This window comes from Kribbella sp. CA-247076, from assembly GCF_050942445.1.
GTDB lineage: Bacteria > Actinomycetota > Actinomycetes > Propionibacteriales > Kribbellaceae > Kribbella.
In genome coordinates, this window is sequence record NZ_CP192051.1 from 2,043,897 (window position 1) to 2,057,589 (window position 13,693).

Below are 13,693 nucleotides of genomic sequence, written 5' to 3' on the forward strand. Positions count from 1 at the left end.
CTGCCGGGCCGAGTGAGGAGATCCATCATGAGTACGAACGTCACACGACGCCAGGTGCTCGGAGCCGGGGCAGCGCTGGCCGGCTCCGCAGCGTTGACCGCCGGCCCGTTCGGGACACCGGCGGCAGCCGCGACCACCAAGCCCACCATCGTGCTGGTCCATGGCGGGTACGCCGACTCGTCGTGCTGGAACTCGACCATCCAGCAACTCCAGGCGAGGGGCTACGCGACGGTCGCGGGGTCGAACCCGCTGCGAGGTATTCCGACCGATGCGCCGTACATCGGGAGCCTGCTCGACTCGATCGACGGTCCGATCGTGTTGGTCGCGCACTCGATGGGTGGCACCGTCATCACGAATGCCGCCGCCGGGAAGAGCAACGTCAAGGCGCTCGTGTACGTCGCTGCGTTCGCGCCGGACGTCGGCGAGACGCAGGGAGAGCTCATCACCAAATTCCCGGGAAGCCTCGTCGGGCCGGTGAGCGTGGGCGTTCCCTACACCAAACCTGACGGCACCACCGGAACGGACCTGTACCTCGGCAAGAATGGCCAGGCCGCGTTCGCAGCCGACGTATCCACGGCCACATTCCGGCTCCTGCAGGCCACCCAACGACCGTTCGACGCGGACTCCTTCATCTACCCGACCCAGGCCGCCGCGTGGCGCACCATCCCGTCATGGTGCCTGGTCGCCGGCCGCGACAAGGCGATCCCACCCGCGTGCCAGCGCTGGATGTACCGCCGGGCGAAGGCCCGCACAATCGTCGAAGCGCCGACCTCGTCCCACGTCGCAATGATCAGCCACCCACGAACCGTCACCAACCTGATCCTCGACGCCGCCCGCGCCACCCGCTGAGCCTGGCGTTTCATAGGATCAACGATATCGAACGATGGCCCAAAGTATATTGGGAATTGAACTGCGCTTCCTGTAGCTTCAGAACAGTCGTTCGGATTTCGAGGAGCAAACCAGATGTAACGTCGGACGCGCACTGCATAGGTGTACGTCTCGGACGTAGCGCGGCTCCATTACCTGTTAATTCACCGAATCAGGTTCGGTGATCCGGCGATCCTTGCGCGAGAATTCGGCCGGCTCACTGAATCGTATTCGGCGAAATCCTGCGTGCTACAGATTTCCGGGACCGTCGTACGTCAACTGAGGGTGCGCCATATGCAGAAAGAAGCGATTTGTCGGCTCGGGCATCCTGGACCCCGTCTGTGTTGGGAGAGGTCCTCGGGTCTGAGTCGACCGCAGGATGTGCGGGACACGTCGGCGCAGGCTGCCCAGTGACCACGCAGACCGATGTGCTGATCGTCGGTGCGGGTCCGACCGGTCTCACCTTGGCCGTCGATCTTGCACGCCGAGGAATTGATGCCATGCTCGTCGAGCAGGCGCCTCAGCTCCCCAGGCAGTCGCGCGGGAAGGGCCTGCAGCCACGGACGCTCGAGATCTTGGATGATCTCGGTGTCGTGGGGGAGGTGCTGGCGCGAGGCGAGTTTCGGCAGTTCATCACCCTTCACAAGGACCGTCGGCGGTTGGCTCAGTTCGACGCCGGCGTTGCCGAGGCGCGCGCTGATGTGCCCTATCCGAACATCGTCATGCTGCCGCAGTTCGCGACGACCGGCGTCCTCGCGGAGCGGTTGAAAGAACTGGGCGGGTCGATCGAGTTCGGCACGCGACTGGACCGGCTCGTCGTCGCGGCCGATGGCGCGACCGCGGAGTTGATCGGGGCCGACGGCGAACGCCGGACTGTCGCTGCGCGATACCTGGTCGGTTGCGACGGGGGCCGGAGTTTCGTGCGGAAGGCCGTTGGTGCGTCCTTCGCAGGTGAGACCCGAGAGACGCAGCGGTACCTCCTCGGCGACGTCAGCGCGCCGGGTTGGGTGGTCGAGGACGCGCGCGGCGTTCATTCACATGCCTGGTTGGGAAGCGATGGGTCCTTCGTTGGCATGGCAGGGCTTCCCGGCACGGGACAGTGGCAGGTCGGGGCGAGTCTCGACCCAGGTGACGACGCCGAGCCGTCACTCGAGAAACTCCGGCAGTTGTGGGAGCGGCGTACAGGTCACTCCGGACTCGCATTGACCGATCCGACCTGGTTGTCGAACTTCCAGGTCAACATCCGTCGAGTGGAGTCGTACAGGTTCGGTCCGGTATTCCTGGCCGGAGATGCCGCGCACATCCATCCGCCGACCGGCGGCCAAGGCATGAATACCGGAATGCAGGACGCGTACAACCTCGGATGGAAGCTCGGCGCGTGCCTCCGGGGAGCGGCCGACTCGCTGTTGGACACCTACCAGGCAGAGCGGTTGCCGGCGGCGCGCCGAGTGCTCGAGAAGAGCACCGACATCCTGGACGTCGTGATGAGCCGCAATCCGCTGGTCGCCTTCGGTGTCCAGCGGGTCCTGCTGCCGCTGCTCGGCCGCCCCGCCATCAATCGGAAGCTTCTCGGCAAGGTCTCCCAGATCGACCTCGGCTACCGGGACGGCCCACTTGCCGTCGACCAACTGACTGGTGGCCGCGTCCGCCCCGGTGACCGGGCTCCCGACGCTGTAGTCGTCGATGCAGCTACAGGCGCGAGACTTCGGCTCTTCGACGTGTTCCGAGGTCCGCACTTCACACTGCTGTTGCACGGTTGGCGAGGAGGCATCGAGCAGGAAACCCTGGGCGACAACGTGCGTGGCTGTCTGATCGCAGACGGCGAGAGCTCAGGCTGGAACGGATTCGTCGTCCGCGACAGTGAGGGATCCTTCCGGAGCGGCTATCGCTCCAAACCGGGCACTGCACTGCTCGTTCGCCCGGACGGATACATCGCTTGGAGGGCCCGCTTCCCAGAGGTCTCGGACCTGAAGGGCGCACTGCTCACCTGTGGTGCACAGCCGTCCCTCTGAATGACCTCACTGGTTCGGGGTGTACCGACGGGCGAGATCGGCGATTCCTTCGCGGTACGTCGCCATCCGCGGTCTCCAGCCGAGGTCGCGCTTGGCCTTCTCGTTGCTGACCCGCAGTCCTCCGGTCAGCACCACTTTGGCGTAGGGCACGGGGGTGAGGATCCACGATGGCAGCCGGATCGGCCGCGGTGCGTTCAGTGCCTCGGCCGCAGCGGTGATGACGTCCGAGAAGCTGACCGGTTCGTCGTCAGCGACGTTGTACGCCGCCCCGGGAAGGCTGCGAAGTCCCCGTAGCCGTAGCCGAAAACCATCGACTGCGTGAGGAACCGGGTCGCGCCGACCAGTTCAGCGGCGGCCAGCAGGTTGGCCGTCCCGATCGTGCGCGTTCCGGTCCAGAACGTCCACCTGGATAGCGGTCGCCTGAGCAGCCCGGAGTACGTCGCCACCGCGGGGACTGCGGTGGATCGCGACCATGTGGTGGCCGGCTGTCTGCAGTTGCCGAACCAGCGGCGGGCCGATGGTGCCAGACGCACCGGCCAACAGAACCTTCATCCCGACAAGCCAGCCTTCGAAGCCACAACCATACGCTACCGTATTGTCATGGCCGCCGTTGCTTCCGGAACCGATGGGAAGTGATCTTGGCCGATCGGACAGAAGTAGTCGTGAACCAACCTTCTACCGCGTCGTTCGCCGTCGAATGTGTCCCGCTGGAGCCGCAGCAGTCGCCGGAATCGGCCCGGGCGCCTGCCGCCGGGTCGGTCGGGGCGCGCACGGATGGTCAGCTCGTGTCATCGGGCGAAGACGCCCGCGCGGATTTCGCGGTGTTGTTCGATCGGCATGCCGTCGCCATTCACCGGTACGTCGCCCGACGGCTAGGCAGCACCGAGGCCGACGACCTGGTCGGCCAGACGTTCCTGATCGCCTTCGAACGTCGACACGGGTATCAGGACTCCCCAGCGGGCGCGCTGCCGTGGCTCTACGGGATCGCGACCAATCTGATCCACCGCAGACGGCGGGACGAGGTCCGTCAGTACCGCGCCTATTCCCGCTTCGGTGCCGACGAGGTCCTCGACGGCTCGGACGTCCTCTCGGCCGAGGTGTCGTCGCGGGTCGACGCGAAATCCGCGAGTCGGGTGCTGGCCGGCGCGCTGGCCAGGCTGCGCCCGATCGACCGGGACGTCTTGCTGCTCTACGCCTGGGAAGACCTCAGCTATCCCCAGATCGCCGACGCCCTCGGCATCCCCGTGGGATCGGTCGCATCCCGCCTTCACCGAACCCGCCGAGTCCTGCGTAAGGCGCTCGGTCACGACCTTCAGGAGAACCCCTCATGAACGAGATCGACCTGCTCAAGCAGGTACGCGCCGACGTACCCCAGCCCGACCCGATGGCCCTGGCTCGCGCTCGTCAGCGTCTGCTCAGCCCGTCGCCGTCCCCTGTCCGCGGCCGGCCGATCACCCTGCGCCGGACGATCATTGCCGGCACCCTCGCCGCGACGCTGGCCGGCGGCTTCCTGATCAACGACGTGGTCGTCAAGGACGGTGCTCCGCCGCCTGGCGCCGTCGCCGACGCCGGCACGTTCCTGGCCGCCGCCGCGGACCACACCAGCGCCAGTCCGGACGCGCCGATTCCGTCAGGGCAGTACCGCCAGATCACCCAGCGAAGCCAACGGTCCTGGAACTTCGGCCCGAGGAACTCCTACCGCGGCACCGGGCTCGACGTGACCAACCTGTGGATCGGCGCCGATCGGAACCCGCCGTACACCGCGATCTCGGTGCTCGACGCCAAGAAGGCGTTCTCCAGCGAGGCAGCGAGGAAGTACTGGGCCACGGTCGACCCGTTGAATGTCGAGCCGCAGACCCTCAAGTCACGCGAGGTCTGCGCGGTCGGCACGAACGGTGGCTCGCTACGGGTCCGACCGAAAGGAGCGAAGAACGGCTGCAGGCCGAGTTGGTTCACCCCGACCCCCGCCTTCCTCGCCCAGCTGCCCCGGGATCCGGACAGGTTGCTCGCGAGGTTGCGCACGAACGACGGACTGCCACCGGTCCCGAGTCCCGCGCGCATCGCAACCGCGCCGTTCGATCGTGCCACCCTCATCCTGGCGTCCGGGATCGCTCCGGCCGACCTGAGGGCGGCCCTGTATCAGGCGATCCGGATGATTCCCGGGATCAGCCTCCAGGCGGACGCGGTGAACCTCGACGGCAGGACCGGTCGCGCCGTCAGTCAGCTGCAGCAGTTCGGCGTACGCAAGGAACTGATCATCGACCCCCGAACCGGGCAGTTCATCGGCCTGCGTGAAGTCGCCACCATCACTGCGCCTCTCAACGGTGACGGCGACCCGATGTCCTACCGGCGGGGCGACATCATCAGCTGGACCTCCGTCGCCACCCAGATCACCCCCATCCGTCCCACCATCCGCTGACCCCGGATGACAGGTCCGGCGAGCGGACCTGCTCCGTGCGGCTTGTTCGGAGGTCAGCTCGGCGGGCGGGTCAGATCTGACATCAGTTGGTCGATGAAGTCGGCCGATGTGCTGCCGGCGCCGATGCGGCGGAGCGCGGCCAGGCCGAGGTAGGCGCCGTATCCGGCCAGGACGCGACGACGGGCGAGCTCGGGGGACAGCCCGAGCTCCTCCAACGCGGCCTGCAGGTAGGCGAGGCGGCGTTCGGTCACCCGGCGGGCGGTCTCACCGACCGCAGAGTCATCGGCGGCGCTGATCAGTCGGAAGGAGATCGCGGCGTCCGTAGTATCGGCCATCACGCCCTCCAGGAGGGTGCGCATCCGGGCCTCCGGATCGACGATCTGGTCCAGCCGCTCGATGGTGTCTTCGGTCTGCTGCGCCCAGCGGGCCAGGGCCGCTTCGACCAAGGCCTGCCGATTACGGAAGTGCCAGTAGAAGCTGCCTTTCGTCGCTCCCAGGCGCAGCGCGATCGGCTCCACCGCGACCGCGGGCACGCCGCCGTCCGCGAGAGCGTCGAGCGCCGCTGCCGCCCAGTCGTCGGCCGACAGGCGACTAGTCATGTGTGCCTCAGCTCTCCTTGCCACGCATCATACGGTGCCGTATGGTCGGTACCATACGCTACCGTATGGAGGGGTTGCGATGGTCTACAACCTGCATGAACGGTTCGTTGCCGCCGCCCCTGACCGGGTCTGGGAGTTGCTCACCGGGCTGGGCGGCGACGATGACCGGCTCTGGCCGCCGGAGGCTGGAACATTCCGCCTCCCGCAGGGTCTGAAGCCGGGTGCCCCGGTGGAGCACGCGTCGCTGCGCTACCACGTGGGCGCGGTCGAGCAAGGCCGGCGATTGTGGTTCGACACCGGCCGGCAACTCAGTGGCGGGCACGGCTTCTCGCTACACCCCCGAGGCGGCGGCACGCTGATCCGGCACGAGCTCACTGGGCGCACCGGCGGGATGTTCCGCCTGCTCTGGCCGCTGGTTGTCCGGCGCCAACACAACCGCATCATCGAGCAACTGCTGGACAACCTGGAGCGCGAGATCATTCGGACCGCGCCGAAGACCGGACCATCGGTATGACCCGTCGTACGTCACACCGTCAGTTCGCGTGAACTGTTCACGCGAGGAACCAGGAAGGACGATGCCATGCCGCACGTACTTGTTCGTCAGCGCTTCGAGGAATTCGAAAAGTGGAAGAAGGGGTTCGAAAGTCTGGCCGCGACCCGCGCCGAGGCCGGCTGCCGGAGCACCAACGTCTTCCGCAACCGCCAGGATCCTCACGAGGTGGTGGTGCTGTTCGAGTTCGACGACCTCGAGCGCGCCGTACAGCACATGAAGAGCGACGCACTGCGCGCCGCTTGGCAGGAAGCCGGCGTCACCGACCCAGGTACGAAGGATGTCCTCGACGCGGTATCGGTCGACGTCTGACGGTCTTCGACAACCGGCGGACCTTTTCAAGTCGATGTGGACTGGACCTCGGTGACGAAGCGGGCCAGTTCGGCGGCGAGTCGCTGCGGCTGGTCTGCTGGCATCAGCGTGTAGCTGTCGTCGATCTCGACCAGTCGGCCGTGCGGGAACAATGACGCGAGCCGGCCGCCGTGCTCCCGCGGCATCAACATGTCCTCCGTTGCCCACAGCACCAGAACCGGCCGGTCGAAGCTCGGCAACCGCTCCACCAGCCGGCGCAGCTCGGTCGGCGGCGGCGTCGAGAGCGCGAACGTCCGCAGATCCCGTCGTACGGCGGGATCGCCCAGCGCCGGCGCGAACCACCGGTCCATGACCTGCCGGGGAATCGGCCGCTTGCTCATCCAGCCCCAGGCGCCGGGAGCGCGCCGGAACCAGGTGAAGCGCTGCAGTTGCATCGCCGCCCACAACAACCCCGGCACGCGGGCACTCGTCGCGATCGCCCGGCCAGGCCGACCGGGTGGGAAGTTGTCGAACGCCTCGCATGCGACCAGGACTGCGGCCGCGATGCGATCGTTCGGGCCGTCGGCGAGGAGAAACTGCGCACCGCCCCAGTCGTTGGCCACCAGCGTGACCGCCGAGAGATCGAGCGCCTCCATCAGCTCTCCCACCATCGCCGCGACGCCGTGGTGAGTCACGAGTTCCGGCCGATCCATGGCGCGCCGGTGGCTGCCGAGAGGAAGCGTGGGAGCGATACACCGGAAGTCCGGACCGAGCTCGGCGACGACGTCGCGCCACAGGCTCGCGTCCATGTTCACGCCGTGCAGCAGGACCAGGACCGGTCCCTCTCCACCGGTGTCCTGGTAGTCGATCTCACCAGCGGTGAGACGCAGCGTAGGCACGGCAACCTCCTCGACGGGTCAGGCCAACATCCTCCTCCATACGCTACCGTATGGGGAAGGACAACGGGGGGACCATGCTTCTGGACGACGCGATGCCTCGGTGGGACCGGCGGAGCACCCACCGGGTCGCGACCGACACCGAGCCTGCGCTGCTCCTCGCGGCGGTGGAGGAGGTGACCTGGCGTGAGGTGTGGGTTTTCCGTGTCCTGATGGCACTTCGTGGTTTTCGGGCGGCAGATTTCGCGACCAACTTCCGGGCAGTCGACGGGTTCCTGGTGACTGAGACCCGGGTGATCGCGAGCGACGCACGGTCGCGTCGTCGGTTCGCGCTGTACTGGCTGCTGATCAGGGCGGGCAGCGGAGTCATCCGCCGCGTGTGGCTGCACGCGATCAGCTCGCGAGCACACGCGAACGCCGCCGGGCGACGGTCCAGCTGACTGCGATGACGGCTGCCACGACGAGCAGGACCGGGGCGGCCGCGCTGGTGGGGACCATCGGCAGGTACGACGCCGCGACGTTGGTCATGGCATGCAGGATGATGACCGAGGCCACGCTCCCGGTCGCGCCGTACAACCACACGTAGATGATCCGGAACCCGATGGTCGCGAAGAACCCCAGCACCACCAGGGTGCTCGTCTGGCCGCTGCTGATGATGGAGTAGAGATGCCACGCCCACCACGGCAGCGCGATGATCAGGCTCGCTGCCAGCGGGCCGTAGCGTGAACGCAGCGGATCGGTCGCGTACGCCGTCCAGCCCAGCTCCTCCCCGGTCGCGGCCAGCACGAACACGGGCACGAACACGAGCATGGCGAGCGGGCTCAGCGACGGCTGAACCGGCAGGCGTACATCCGTCACCCACAGCGCCACGGCGGTCAGCAGGTACACAGCCGGCATCAGCAGAATCATCACCAGATACCAGCGACGGGCCGGGATCCGGCGGAAGTCCACCGCCCGGCCGAGCAACTCACGCACTCCCCGGCGGCCCGCGGCGCGACCGGTCAGGATGACGGCGGCAACCATCGGCATGAAGGCGCCGACGAAGTCGAGAATGGGCCCGTTCTTAGGCAGCCCGGAGACGTGCACGAACGGACTCAGCAAATACAGCGGCAGACTCAGGACGAACACGAGCCCGAAGAAGCGCCACGGTCTCCGCTCGCTCTGCGGATCGTCGGTCATCGGACCGGGTGCGCCTTCCGGAGCGGCCGTCATCCGGTCGGCCGGCGGGCGTACGCTTCGATCTCGATCTTCATGCGAGGATCGGCCAATCCGCAGACGAGCATCGTGGCGGCCGGCCGGACCTCGCCGAAGGCCCGGCGCAAACTCGGCCAGCAGCGCTCGAAGTCGTCGCGATCCGGCAGCAGGTAACGCACCCGGACGACGTCTGCGAATGTGCACTCCGCCTCGGCCAGCGCGGCGTTGATGTTGCTGAGCGCCTGCTCGACCTGTGCGACCACGTCGGCGGAGATCGTCATGTCGGTGTAGTCGAAACCAGTCGTGCCGGAGATGTGCACCCAGTCGCCGTCGACCACCGCCCGGGCGTAGCCGATCTGTTCCTCGAAGACCGAGCCACTGAGGATTGCGCGTCGTTCTCTCACGGCACGGAGGCTAAAGGACGTACGGTGATATTCCCAATATTATTGAGGCCGTCATTCGATATCATTTCTCCTATGGAACGCCCGGAGCTCGCGCCGTCCCAGCTGCACGCGTTCGTCATTCTTGCCGAGGAGCTCCATTTCGGTCGGGCCGCCACCAGGTTGGGTATCGCGCAGCCACCGCTGAGCCAGCAGATCCGCCGGCTCGAGGAGAAGGTCGGCCACAGCCTCTTCCACCGCGGCGCCGGACCGGTCGCTCTCACTCCGGCCGGGCAAGCCTTGCTACCCGCGGCGCGACATGCTCTTGCCCAGCTGGCCGACGGTCTCGCGGCGGCCCGAGCCGTCGGCAGCGGCGTCGCCGGTCGGTTGCGGATCGGCTTTGCCGCCTCGGTCGCGCTGACGGTCCTGCCCGGGCTGATGCGGACCTTCCGGGCACAGTTCCCGGACGTAGCGCTGGACATCCGGGAGATGACCAGCGAGCCGCAACTGGCCGCGTTGCGCGACCAGGCCATCGACCTTGGCATCCTGCGCGAGCCCCCCGCCGACGATCCCGAGCTGCGATTCACGACCGTCCTCGAGGAATCGTTCGTCGCTGTGTTGCCCACAGCCCATCCGCTCAGTCCACAGCGAATCGTGCACGTCGAGGACCTTGCGCCCTCGCCGTTCGTGCTGCTGCCCCGGTCCGCCGGCTCAGAGCTTCACGACCAGATCGTCGGTATCTGCACGGCCGCTGGTTTCGAGCCCCGAGTGGTCCAGCGTGCGGTCGAGTGGCCGACCGTCTGCTCACTGGTCGGCGCCGGCCTGGGAGTTTCGCTCGCGCCGGCGAGCATTCGCCGGCTCCGCCTTAAAGGGGTCGTGTTCCGCCGCATCGCCCCGTCCGGCCACCGGACTCGCGTCGCGATCGCCTGGCGCCACTCCGACGCGAATCCCCTGGTCGGGAACTTCCTCGCCACCCTCGCCGCGAGGCCCCGGGACGACGAGCACCGGGAGGCGCCACGCAGTCGGGCCGGGTGAGGCTAGGGACGCCGCGCGCCGCTTGCGGTCAGTAGCCAGGACCAGACGGTGGTGGTTGCGGTGATGAAGAGGCGGTTGCCTTTGGCTCCGCCGAAGCAGAGGTTGGAGACGATGTCGGGGAGCAGGAGCTTGCCGATCAGCGTGCCGTCGGGGTCGAAGCAGTGGACGCCTTCGTGGGTGGCGGCCCAGACGCGGCCGGCGTGGTCGAGCCGGATGCCGTCGAACATGCCGGCCTCGCAGAGCGCGAACACTTCACCGCCGAGTAGTTTGCCGCCGTCCACCTCGAAGCGGCGGATGTGCCTGGCCGGGGTGTCGACGATGTACAGCTGGGACTCGTCGGTCGAGAAGGCCAGGCCGTTGGGGCGGGTGAAGTCGTCGGCGACGACAGTCAGGGTGCCGTCGGTGCCGATCCGGTAGACGTGGCAGCCGTCGATCTCCTGCTCGGCGGCGTTTCCTTCGTAGTTCGAGGTGATTCCGTACGGCGGGTCGGTGAACCAGATCGAGCCGTCGGATTTCACGACGACGTCGTTCGGGCTGTTGAGGCGGTTGCCGTCGAGGTGTGCGGCGAGCACGGTGCGGCGTCCGTCGTACTCGGTGCGGACGACCTGGCGATCGCCCTGGGAGCAGCTGATCAGGCGGCCCTCGCGGTCGAGGGTGTTGCCGTTGACGTAGCCGGACGGCTGGCGGAACACCGAGACCTGGCCGGAGACCTCGTCCCAGCGCAGCAGCCGGTCGTTCGGGATGTCGCTGAAGACCAGGCACCGCCAGGCCGATGAGTACGCCGGGCCTTCCAGCCAGCGACCGCCGTCGTACAGGCACTCGACGTACTCGTCCCCCGCGACCGTGCGGAAGCGGTCGTCGAGGACGACGAGCTCGGCCCGGATTCTCCGCGGCGGGGGCGCCAGGGTGATGGTCATGACTCTCCTTCAGTGAATCTCATCCTGCTAGGATCCTAGACTACAGAATGAGATACAGCGAAAGGCCATGATGACCGTTGATGATCTAGACCGTCGACTGCTGGCGTGCCTGCAGGAGGACGCCGCTCAGTCGTACGCCGCGCTCGGCCAGGCGGTCGGGTTGTCGGCCGGCGCCGCGCACGAGCGGGTCCGGAAGCTGAAGGCGGCCGGTGTCATCCGGCGGACCACGATCGAGGTCGACCCGGCCGCGCTCGGCCACGGCGTGCTTGCCTACGTCCTGCTCGACACGGACGCGTGGATGGGTGACGAGCCCACGCAACGGGCCCTGCGCGACATCGCCGCGGTCCAGGAGGCGCACATCATCGCCGGACCGGCCTCGGTCCTGGTCAAGGTGCGGACGGCAACGACCGAGGGCCTGCAGGCGACACTGCGCGCGCTTCACCAGGTGAACGGCGTGACCAGTACGCAGACCATCGTCGTCCTCGAGTCCTACTTCGAGCGCCCGCCGGCTGTCGGTGCCGCACGACAACCTTAGGTTCGCGTCCGCCGATGTCACAGCCGCGCGGGCTGTCTCGTCTCGTGGTCGGAAGACCTGACCCGGATCGAGAAAGGTGACTGTTGTGCGGATCTTCGTAGCTGGTGGAAGTGGAGTTCTGGGGCAGCGGCTGGTGCCCCGACTGGTTGCCGAGGGCCATGAGGTCACGGCGACGACCACGAGTCCGGCCAAGCTGGAACTGCTGGAACGGCTGGGGGCCGACGCGGTGGTCATGGACGGATTCGATGCAGGGTCGGTCGGACAGGCGGTAGCAGCGGCGCGGCCGGACGCGATCGTGCACCAGATGACCGCTATCTCGGCGACCCATGCCGGGAAGGCCGACCTGAAGCACATGGATCGGTGGTTTGCCGGCACGAACCGGTTGCGGACCGAGGGCACGGATCACCTGCTGGCGGCCGCGGAGGCGGTCGGCGTCACCAACTTCGTCGCCCAGGGGTACGGCGCCTGGAACGGGCTGCGCCGGGGCGACTGGGTGAAGACCGAGGAGGACCCGGTCGACTCGATGGCAGGAACGCCGGCCGAGCCCGGGATGGCGGCTCTGCACCATGTCGAGGACGTGGTGGTGAAGGCTGGTGGCGCGGTCTTGCGCTACGGCTGGTTCTACGGCCGGGGCACGATGGACGACCTGGTGGAACCGGTGCGCAAGCACCAGTTCCCGGTGGTGGGAGACGGCCGGGGGGTCTGCTCGTGGGTGCATCTCGACGACGCGGCCGCGGCCACTGTCCTCGCCGTGGAGCAGCAGGCCAAGGGGATCTACAACATCGTCGACGACGAGCCCGCCACGGCCAACGAATGGATTCCGTACCTGGCAGAGGTGGTCGGAGCGAAGCGGCCGTCACGACTGCCTGCTTGGGTCGCTCGACCGTTGGCCGGATCCGTGGCCGTGACGTTGATGACGCAGGGACGCGGCTTCAGCAACGCCAAGGCGAAGCGCGAACTGGGCTGGCAGCTGCGGTATCCCTCGTGGCGTACGGGGTTCAAGGCCGAACTGGGATGACGCGCGTCGACGAGTTCGAAGAGCTGCGGCCGCTGCTGTTCTCGATCGCCTACCGGATCCTCGGCAGCGTGAGCGATGCCGAGGACGCGGTCCAGGAGACCTGGCTGCGCTGGGACGGCACCTCGGCACCGCCCGCCTCGACCAAGGCGTTCCTCACGGCGGTGGTGACGCGGATCGCGATCGACGTACTCCGCTCGGCTCGGGTACGGCGGGAGCAGTACGTCGGACCGTGGTTCCCGGAGCCGTTGCTGAGCGACCCGTACCAGGATCCGGAACGCTCGGCCGAGCTGGCCGACTCGGTCTCGATGGCCGCGTTGCTCCTCCTCGAGCGGCTCAGTCCCCTCGAACGTGCCGTCTTCGTGCTCCGGGAGGTGTTCGGGTTCGGATTCCCGGAGATCGCCGCCGCCGTCGACCGGTCGGAGGCGGCGTGCCGACAGCTCGCGGTCCGGGCCCGCCGCCACATGGACTCGGGCCAACCGCGCTTCGACGCCGACCGGGCCGAACGCCGGGAGCTCGCCGAGAGGTTCTTCGACGCCATCCGCGACGGAGACCTCGACCAACTCCGGGAACTGCTCGCCGCCGACGTACAACTGGTCAGCGACAGCGGCGGCAAGGCCCCGCAGTGGGGCTCGGGCATCTTCGGTGCGCGCAACGTCTCCCGGATCCTGACGGCGTTCATCACGCCGTTCACCTCCATCGGTGGCGTCATCGAGCCCCACCAGGTGAACGGTGACCCGGGCGCGATCCTCCGCGACTCGACCGGGCAGATCCTCAACACCTGGACGCTGGACATCCTCGACGGCAAGGTCCAAACGATCCGCACCGTGCTCAACCCCGACAAGCTCAGCCACCTCGGCGACCCGGCCGACGCCTGGACAGTCCTCCGGCAAGTCCATCAGGCCAGGCAGGACGCGACACCAACAGACCAAGGAGCCGTCGACGACTGACGCCCAGCCCGCCAGGCTTGCGCTGTGGCGCCG

18 protein-coding genes are annotated in these 13,693 nt (G+C 67.6%); 11 read left to right on the top strand and 7 right to left on the bottom strand.

Annotation, left to right across the window (positions count from 1 at the left end; genetic code table 11):
• Window positions 1-27 precede the first annotated feature (27 nt).
• Together ACQPYZ_RS09835 and ACQPYZ_RS09840 are read left to right on the top strand one after the other, a co-directional pair.
• A complete protein-coding gene (locus tag ACQPYZ_RS09835; protein WP_433167139.1) occupies window positions 28-849 on the top strand; it encodes an alpha/beta fold hydrolase in 822 nt (273 codons plus the stop codon).
• A 428-nt stretch (window positions 850-1,277) separates the two neighbouring features.
• Window positions 1,278-2,879, top strand: a complete 1,602-nt coding sequence (locus ACQPYZ_RS09840; protein WP_433167140.1) for an FAD-dependent oxidoreductase — start codon at window positions 1,278-1,280, stop codon at window positions 2,877-2,879.
• A gap of 6 nt (window positions 2,880-2,885) precedes the next feature.
• Here ACQPYZ_RS09840 and ACQPYZ_RS09845 read toward each other — a convergent pair whose 3' ends face one another.
• Entirely contained in the window at window positions 2,886-3,029 is a 144-nt protein-coding gene (locus ACQPYZ_RS09845) for a hypothetical protein (protein WP_433167141.1), read from the bottom strand.
• A gap of 195 nt (window positions 3,030-3,224) precedes the next feature.
• A complete protein-coding gene (locus ACQPYZ_RS09850; protein WP_433167142.1) occupies window positions 3,225-3,431 on the bottom strand; it encodes an NAD(P)H-binding protein in 207 nt (68 codons plus the stop codon).
• A gap of 110 nt (window positions 3,432-3,541) precedes the next feature.
• Between ACQPYZ_RS09850 and ACQPYZ_RS09855 the strand changes: the two genes are divergently transcribed.
• Window positions 3,542-4,210: an RNA polymerase sigma factor gene (locus tag ACQPYZ_RS09855; protein WP_433167143.1), complete on the top strand. Its 669-nt coding sequence runs from the start codon at window positions 3,542-3,544 to the stop codon at window positions 4,208-4,210.
• Window positions 4,207-5,298 (top strand): CU044_5270 family protein, encoded by a 1,092-nt coding sequence (locus ACQPYZ_RS09860; protein ID WP_433167144.1) that lies wholly within the window; start codon window positions 4,207-4,209, stop codon window positions 5,296-5,298. The genes ACQPYZ_RS09855 and ACQPYZ_RS09860 overlap by 4 nt, the downstream gene beginning before the upstream one ends.
• Before the next feature lie 53 nt (window positions 5,299-5,351).
• Here the strand turns inward: ACQPYZ_RS09860 and ACQPYZ_RS09865 are convergent, their stop codons facing one another.
• Complete coding sequence (locus ACQPYZ_RS09865) at window positions 5,352-5,897, bottom strand: TetR/AcrR family transcriptional regulator (protein ID WP_433167145.1); 546 nt, start codon at window positions 5,895-5,897, stop codon at window positions 5,352-5,354.
• A gap of 79 nt (window positions 5,898-5,976) precedes the next feature.
• Here ACQPYZ_RS09865 and ACQPYZ_RS09870 point away from each other — a divergent pair, with 79 nt between their 5' ends.
• A complete protein-coding gene (locus tag ACQPYZ_RS09870; protein WP_433167146.1) occupies window positions 5,977-6,411 on the top strand; it encodes an SRPBCC family protein in 435 nt (144 codons plus the stop codon).
• Window positions 6,412-6,477: 66 nt separating this feature from the next.
• Entirely contained in the window at window positions 6,478-6,759 is a 282-nt protein-coding gene (locus tag ACQPYZ_RS09875) for an antibiotic biosynthesis monooxygenase family protein (RefSeq protein WP_433167147.1), read from the top strand.
• A 26-nt stretch (window positions 6,760-6,785) separates the two neighbouring features.
• Here ACQPYZ_RS09875 and ACQPYZ_RS09880 read toward each other — a convergent pair whose 3' ends face one another.
• Window positions 6,786-7,637 carry an alpha/beta fold hydrolase gene (locus ACQPYZ_RS09880; protein ID WP_433167148.1) on the bottom strand — a complete coding sequence of 284 codons (852 nt, stop codon included), beginning with the start codon at window positions 7,635-7,637 and terminating at the stop codon, window positions 6,786-6,788.
• Window positions 7,638-7,711: 74 nt separating this feature from the next.
• On the opposite strand from ACQPYZ_RS09880, the gene ACQPYZ_RS09885 reads away from it, so the two are divergent.
• Window positions 7,712-8,074 (top strand): hypothetical protein, encoded by a 363-nt coding sequence (locus tag ACQPYZ_RS09885; RefSeq protein WP_433167149.1) that lies wholly within the window; start codon window positions 7,712-7,714, stop codon window positions 8,072-8,074.
• Here ACQPYZ_RS09885 and ACQPYZ_RS09890 read toward each other — a convergent pair.
• Together ACQPYZ_RS09890 and ACQPYZ_RS09895 are read right to left on the bottom strand one after the other, a co-directional pair.
• Complete coding sequence (locus tag ACQPYZ_RS09890; RefSeq protein ID WP_433167150.1) at window positions 8,028-8,813, bottom strand: CPBP family intramembrane glutamic endopeptidase; 786 nt, start codon at window positions 8,811-8,813, stop codon at window positions 8,028-8,030. The two genes, ACQPYZ_RS09885 and ACQPYZ_RS09890, sit on opposite strands and share 47 nt — an antisense overlap.
• A gap of 29 nt (window positions 8,814-8,842) precedes the next feature.
• Window positions 8,843-9,232 carry a RidA family protein gene (locus ACQPYZ_RS09895; RefSeq protein ID WP_433167151.1) on the bottom strand — a complete coding sequence of 130 codons (390 nt, stop codon included), beginning with the start codon at window positions 9,230-9,232 and terminating at the stop codon, window positions 8,843-8,845.
• 72 nt (window positions 9,233-9,304) lie between these two features.
• On the opposite strand from ACQPYZ_RS09895, the gene ACQPYZ_RS09900 reads away from it, so the two are divergent.
• Complete coding sequence (locus ACQPYZ_RS09900; RefSeq protein ID WP_433167152.1) at window positions 9,305-10,243, top strand: LysR family transcriptional regulator; 939 nt, start codon at window positions 9,305-9,307, stop codon at window positions 10,241-10,243.
• 2 nt (window positions 10,244-10,245) lie between these two features.
• On the opposite strand, the gene ACQPYZ_RS09905 is transcribed toward ACQPYZ_RS09900, so the two are convergent.
• The gene (locus tag ACQPYZ_RS09905; RefSeq protein ID WP_433167153.1) at window positions 10,246-11,160 is read right to left on the bottom strand and encodes an SMP-30/gluconolactonase/LRE family protein; all 915 of its coding nucleotides are present in this window, start codon (window positions 11,158-11,160) and stop codon (window positions 10,246-10,248) included.
• A gap of 67 nt (window positions 11,161-11,227) precedes the next feature.
• Here ACQPYZ_RS09905 and ACQPYZ_RS09910 point away from each other — a divergent pair, with 67 nt between their 5' ends.
• The 3 genes from ACQPYZ_RS09910 (at window position 11,228) to ACQPYZ_RS09920 (ending at window position 13,660) form a co-directional block, all read left to right on the top strand.
• Window positions 11,228-11,695 (top strand): Lrp/AsnC family transcriptional regulator, encoded by a 468-nt coding sequence (locus tag ACQPYZ_RS09910; protein ID WP_433167154.1) that lies wholly within the window; start codon window positions 11,228-11,230, stop codon window positions 11,693-11,695.
• Between the two features lie 85 nt (window positions 11,696-11,780).
• On the top strand, window positions 11,781-12,713 hold the full coding sequence (locus tag ACQPYZ_RS09915; protein ID WP_433167155.1) for an NAD-dependent epimerase/dehydratase family protein: 933 nt from the start codon (window positions 11,781-11,783) through the stop codon (window positions 12,711-12,713).
• A complete protein-coding gene (locus ACQPYZ_RS09920; protein ID WP_433167156.1) occupies window positions 12,710-13,660 on the top strand; it encodes an RNA polymerase sigma-70 factor in 951 nt (316 codons plus the stop codon). The genes ACQPYZ_RS09915 and ACQPYZ_RS09920 overlap by 4 nt, the downstream gene beginning before the upstream one ends.
• The last annotated feature ends 33 nt before the right edge of the window (window positions 13,661-13,693 follow it).

Excerpts from the sequence above, each read along its gene's own strand:
- ACQPYZ_RS09835 (WP_433167139.1), top strand. The coding sequence starts at position 28 with ATGAGTACGAACGTCACACGACGCCAGGTGCTCGGAGCCGGGGCAGCG.
- ACQPYZ_RS09850 (WP_433167142.1), bottom strand. The coding sequence starts at position 3,431 with ATGAAGGTTCTGTTGGCCGGTGCGTCTGGCACCATCGGCCCGCCGCTG.
- ACQPYZ_RS09860 (WP_433167144.1), top strand. The coding sequence starts at position 4,207 with ATGAACGAGATCGACCTGCTCAAGCAGGTACGCGCCGACGTACCCCAG.
- ACQPYZ_RS09865 (WP_433167145.1), bottom strand. The coding sequence starts at position 5,897 with ATGACTAGTCGCCTGTCGGCCGACGACTGGGCGGCAGCGGCGCTCGAC.
- ACQPYZ_RS09870 (WP_433167146.1), top strand. The coding sequence starts at position 5,977 with ATGGTCTACAACCTGCATGAACGGTTCGTTGCCGCCGCCCCTGACCGG.
- ACQPYZ_RS09875 (WP_433167147.1), top strand. The coding sequence starts at position 6,478 with ATGCCGCACGTACTTGTTCGTCAGCGCTTCGAGGAATTCGAAAAGTGG.
- ACQPYZ_RS09885 (WP_433167149.1), top strand. The coding sequence starts at position 7,712 with ATGCTTCTGGACGACGCGATGCCTCGGTGGGACCGGCGGAGCACCCAC.
- ACQPYZ_RS09890 (WP_433167150.1), bottom strand. The coding sequence starts at position 8,813 with ATGACCGACGATCCGCAGAGCGAGCGGAGACCGTGGCGCTTCTTCGGG.
- ACQPYZ_RS09900 (WP_433167152.1), top strand. The coding sequence starts at position 9,305 with ATGGAACGCCCGGAGCTCGCGCCGTCCCAGCTGCACGCGTTCGTCATT.
- ACQPYZ_RS09905 (WP_433167153.1), bottom strand. The coding sequence starts at position 11,160 with ATGACCATCACCCTGGCGCCCCCGCCGCGGAGAATCCGGGCCGAGCTC.
- ACQPYZ_RS09910 (WP_433167154.1), top strand. The coding sequence starts at position 11,228 with ATGATGACCGTTGATGATCTAGACCGTCGACTGCTGGCGTGCCTGCAG.
- ACQPYZ_RS09920 (WP_433167156.1), top strand. The coding sequence starts at position 12,710 with ATGACGCGCGTCGACGAGTTCGAAGAGCTGCGGCCGCTGCTGTTCTCG.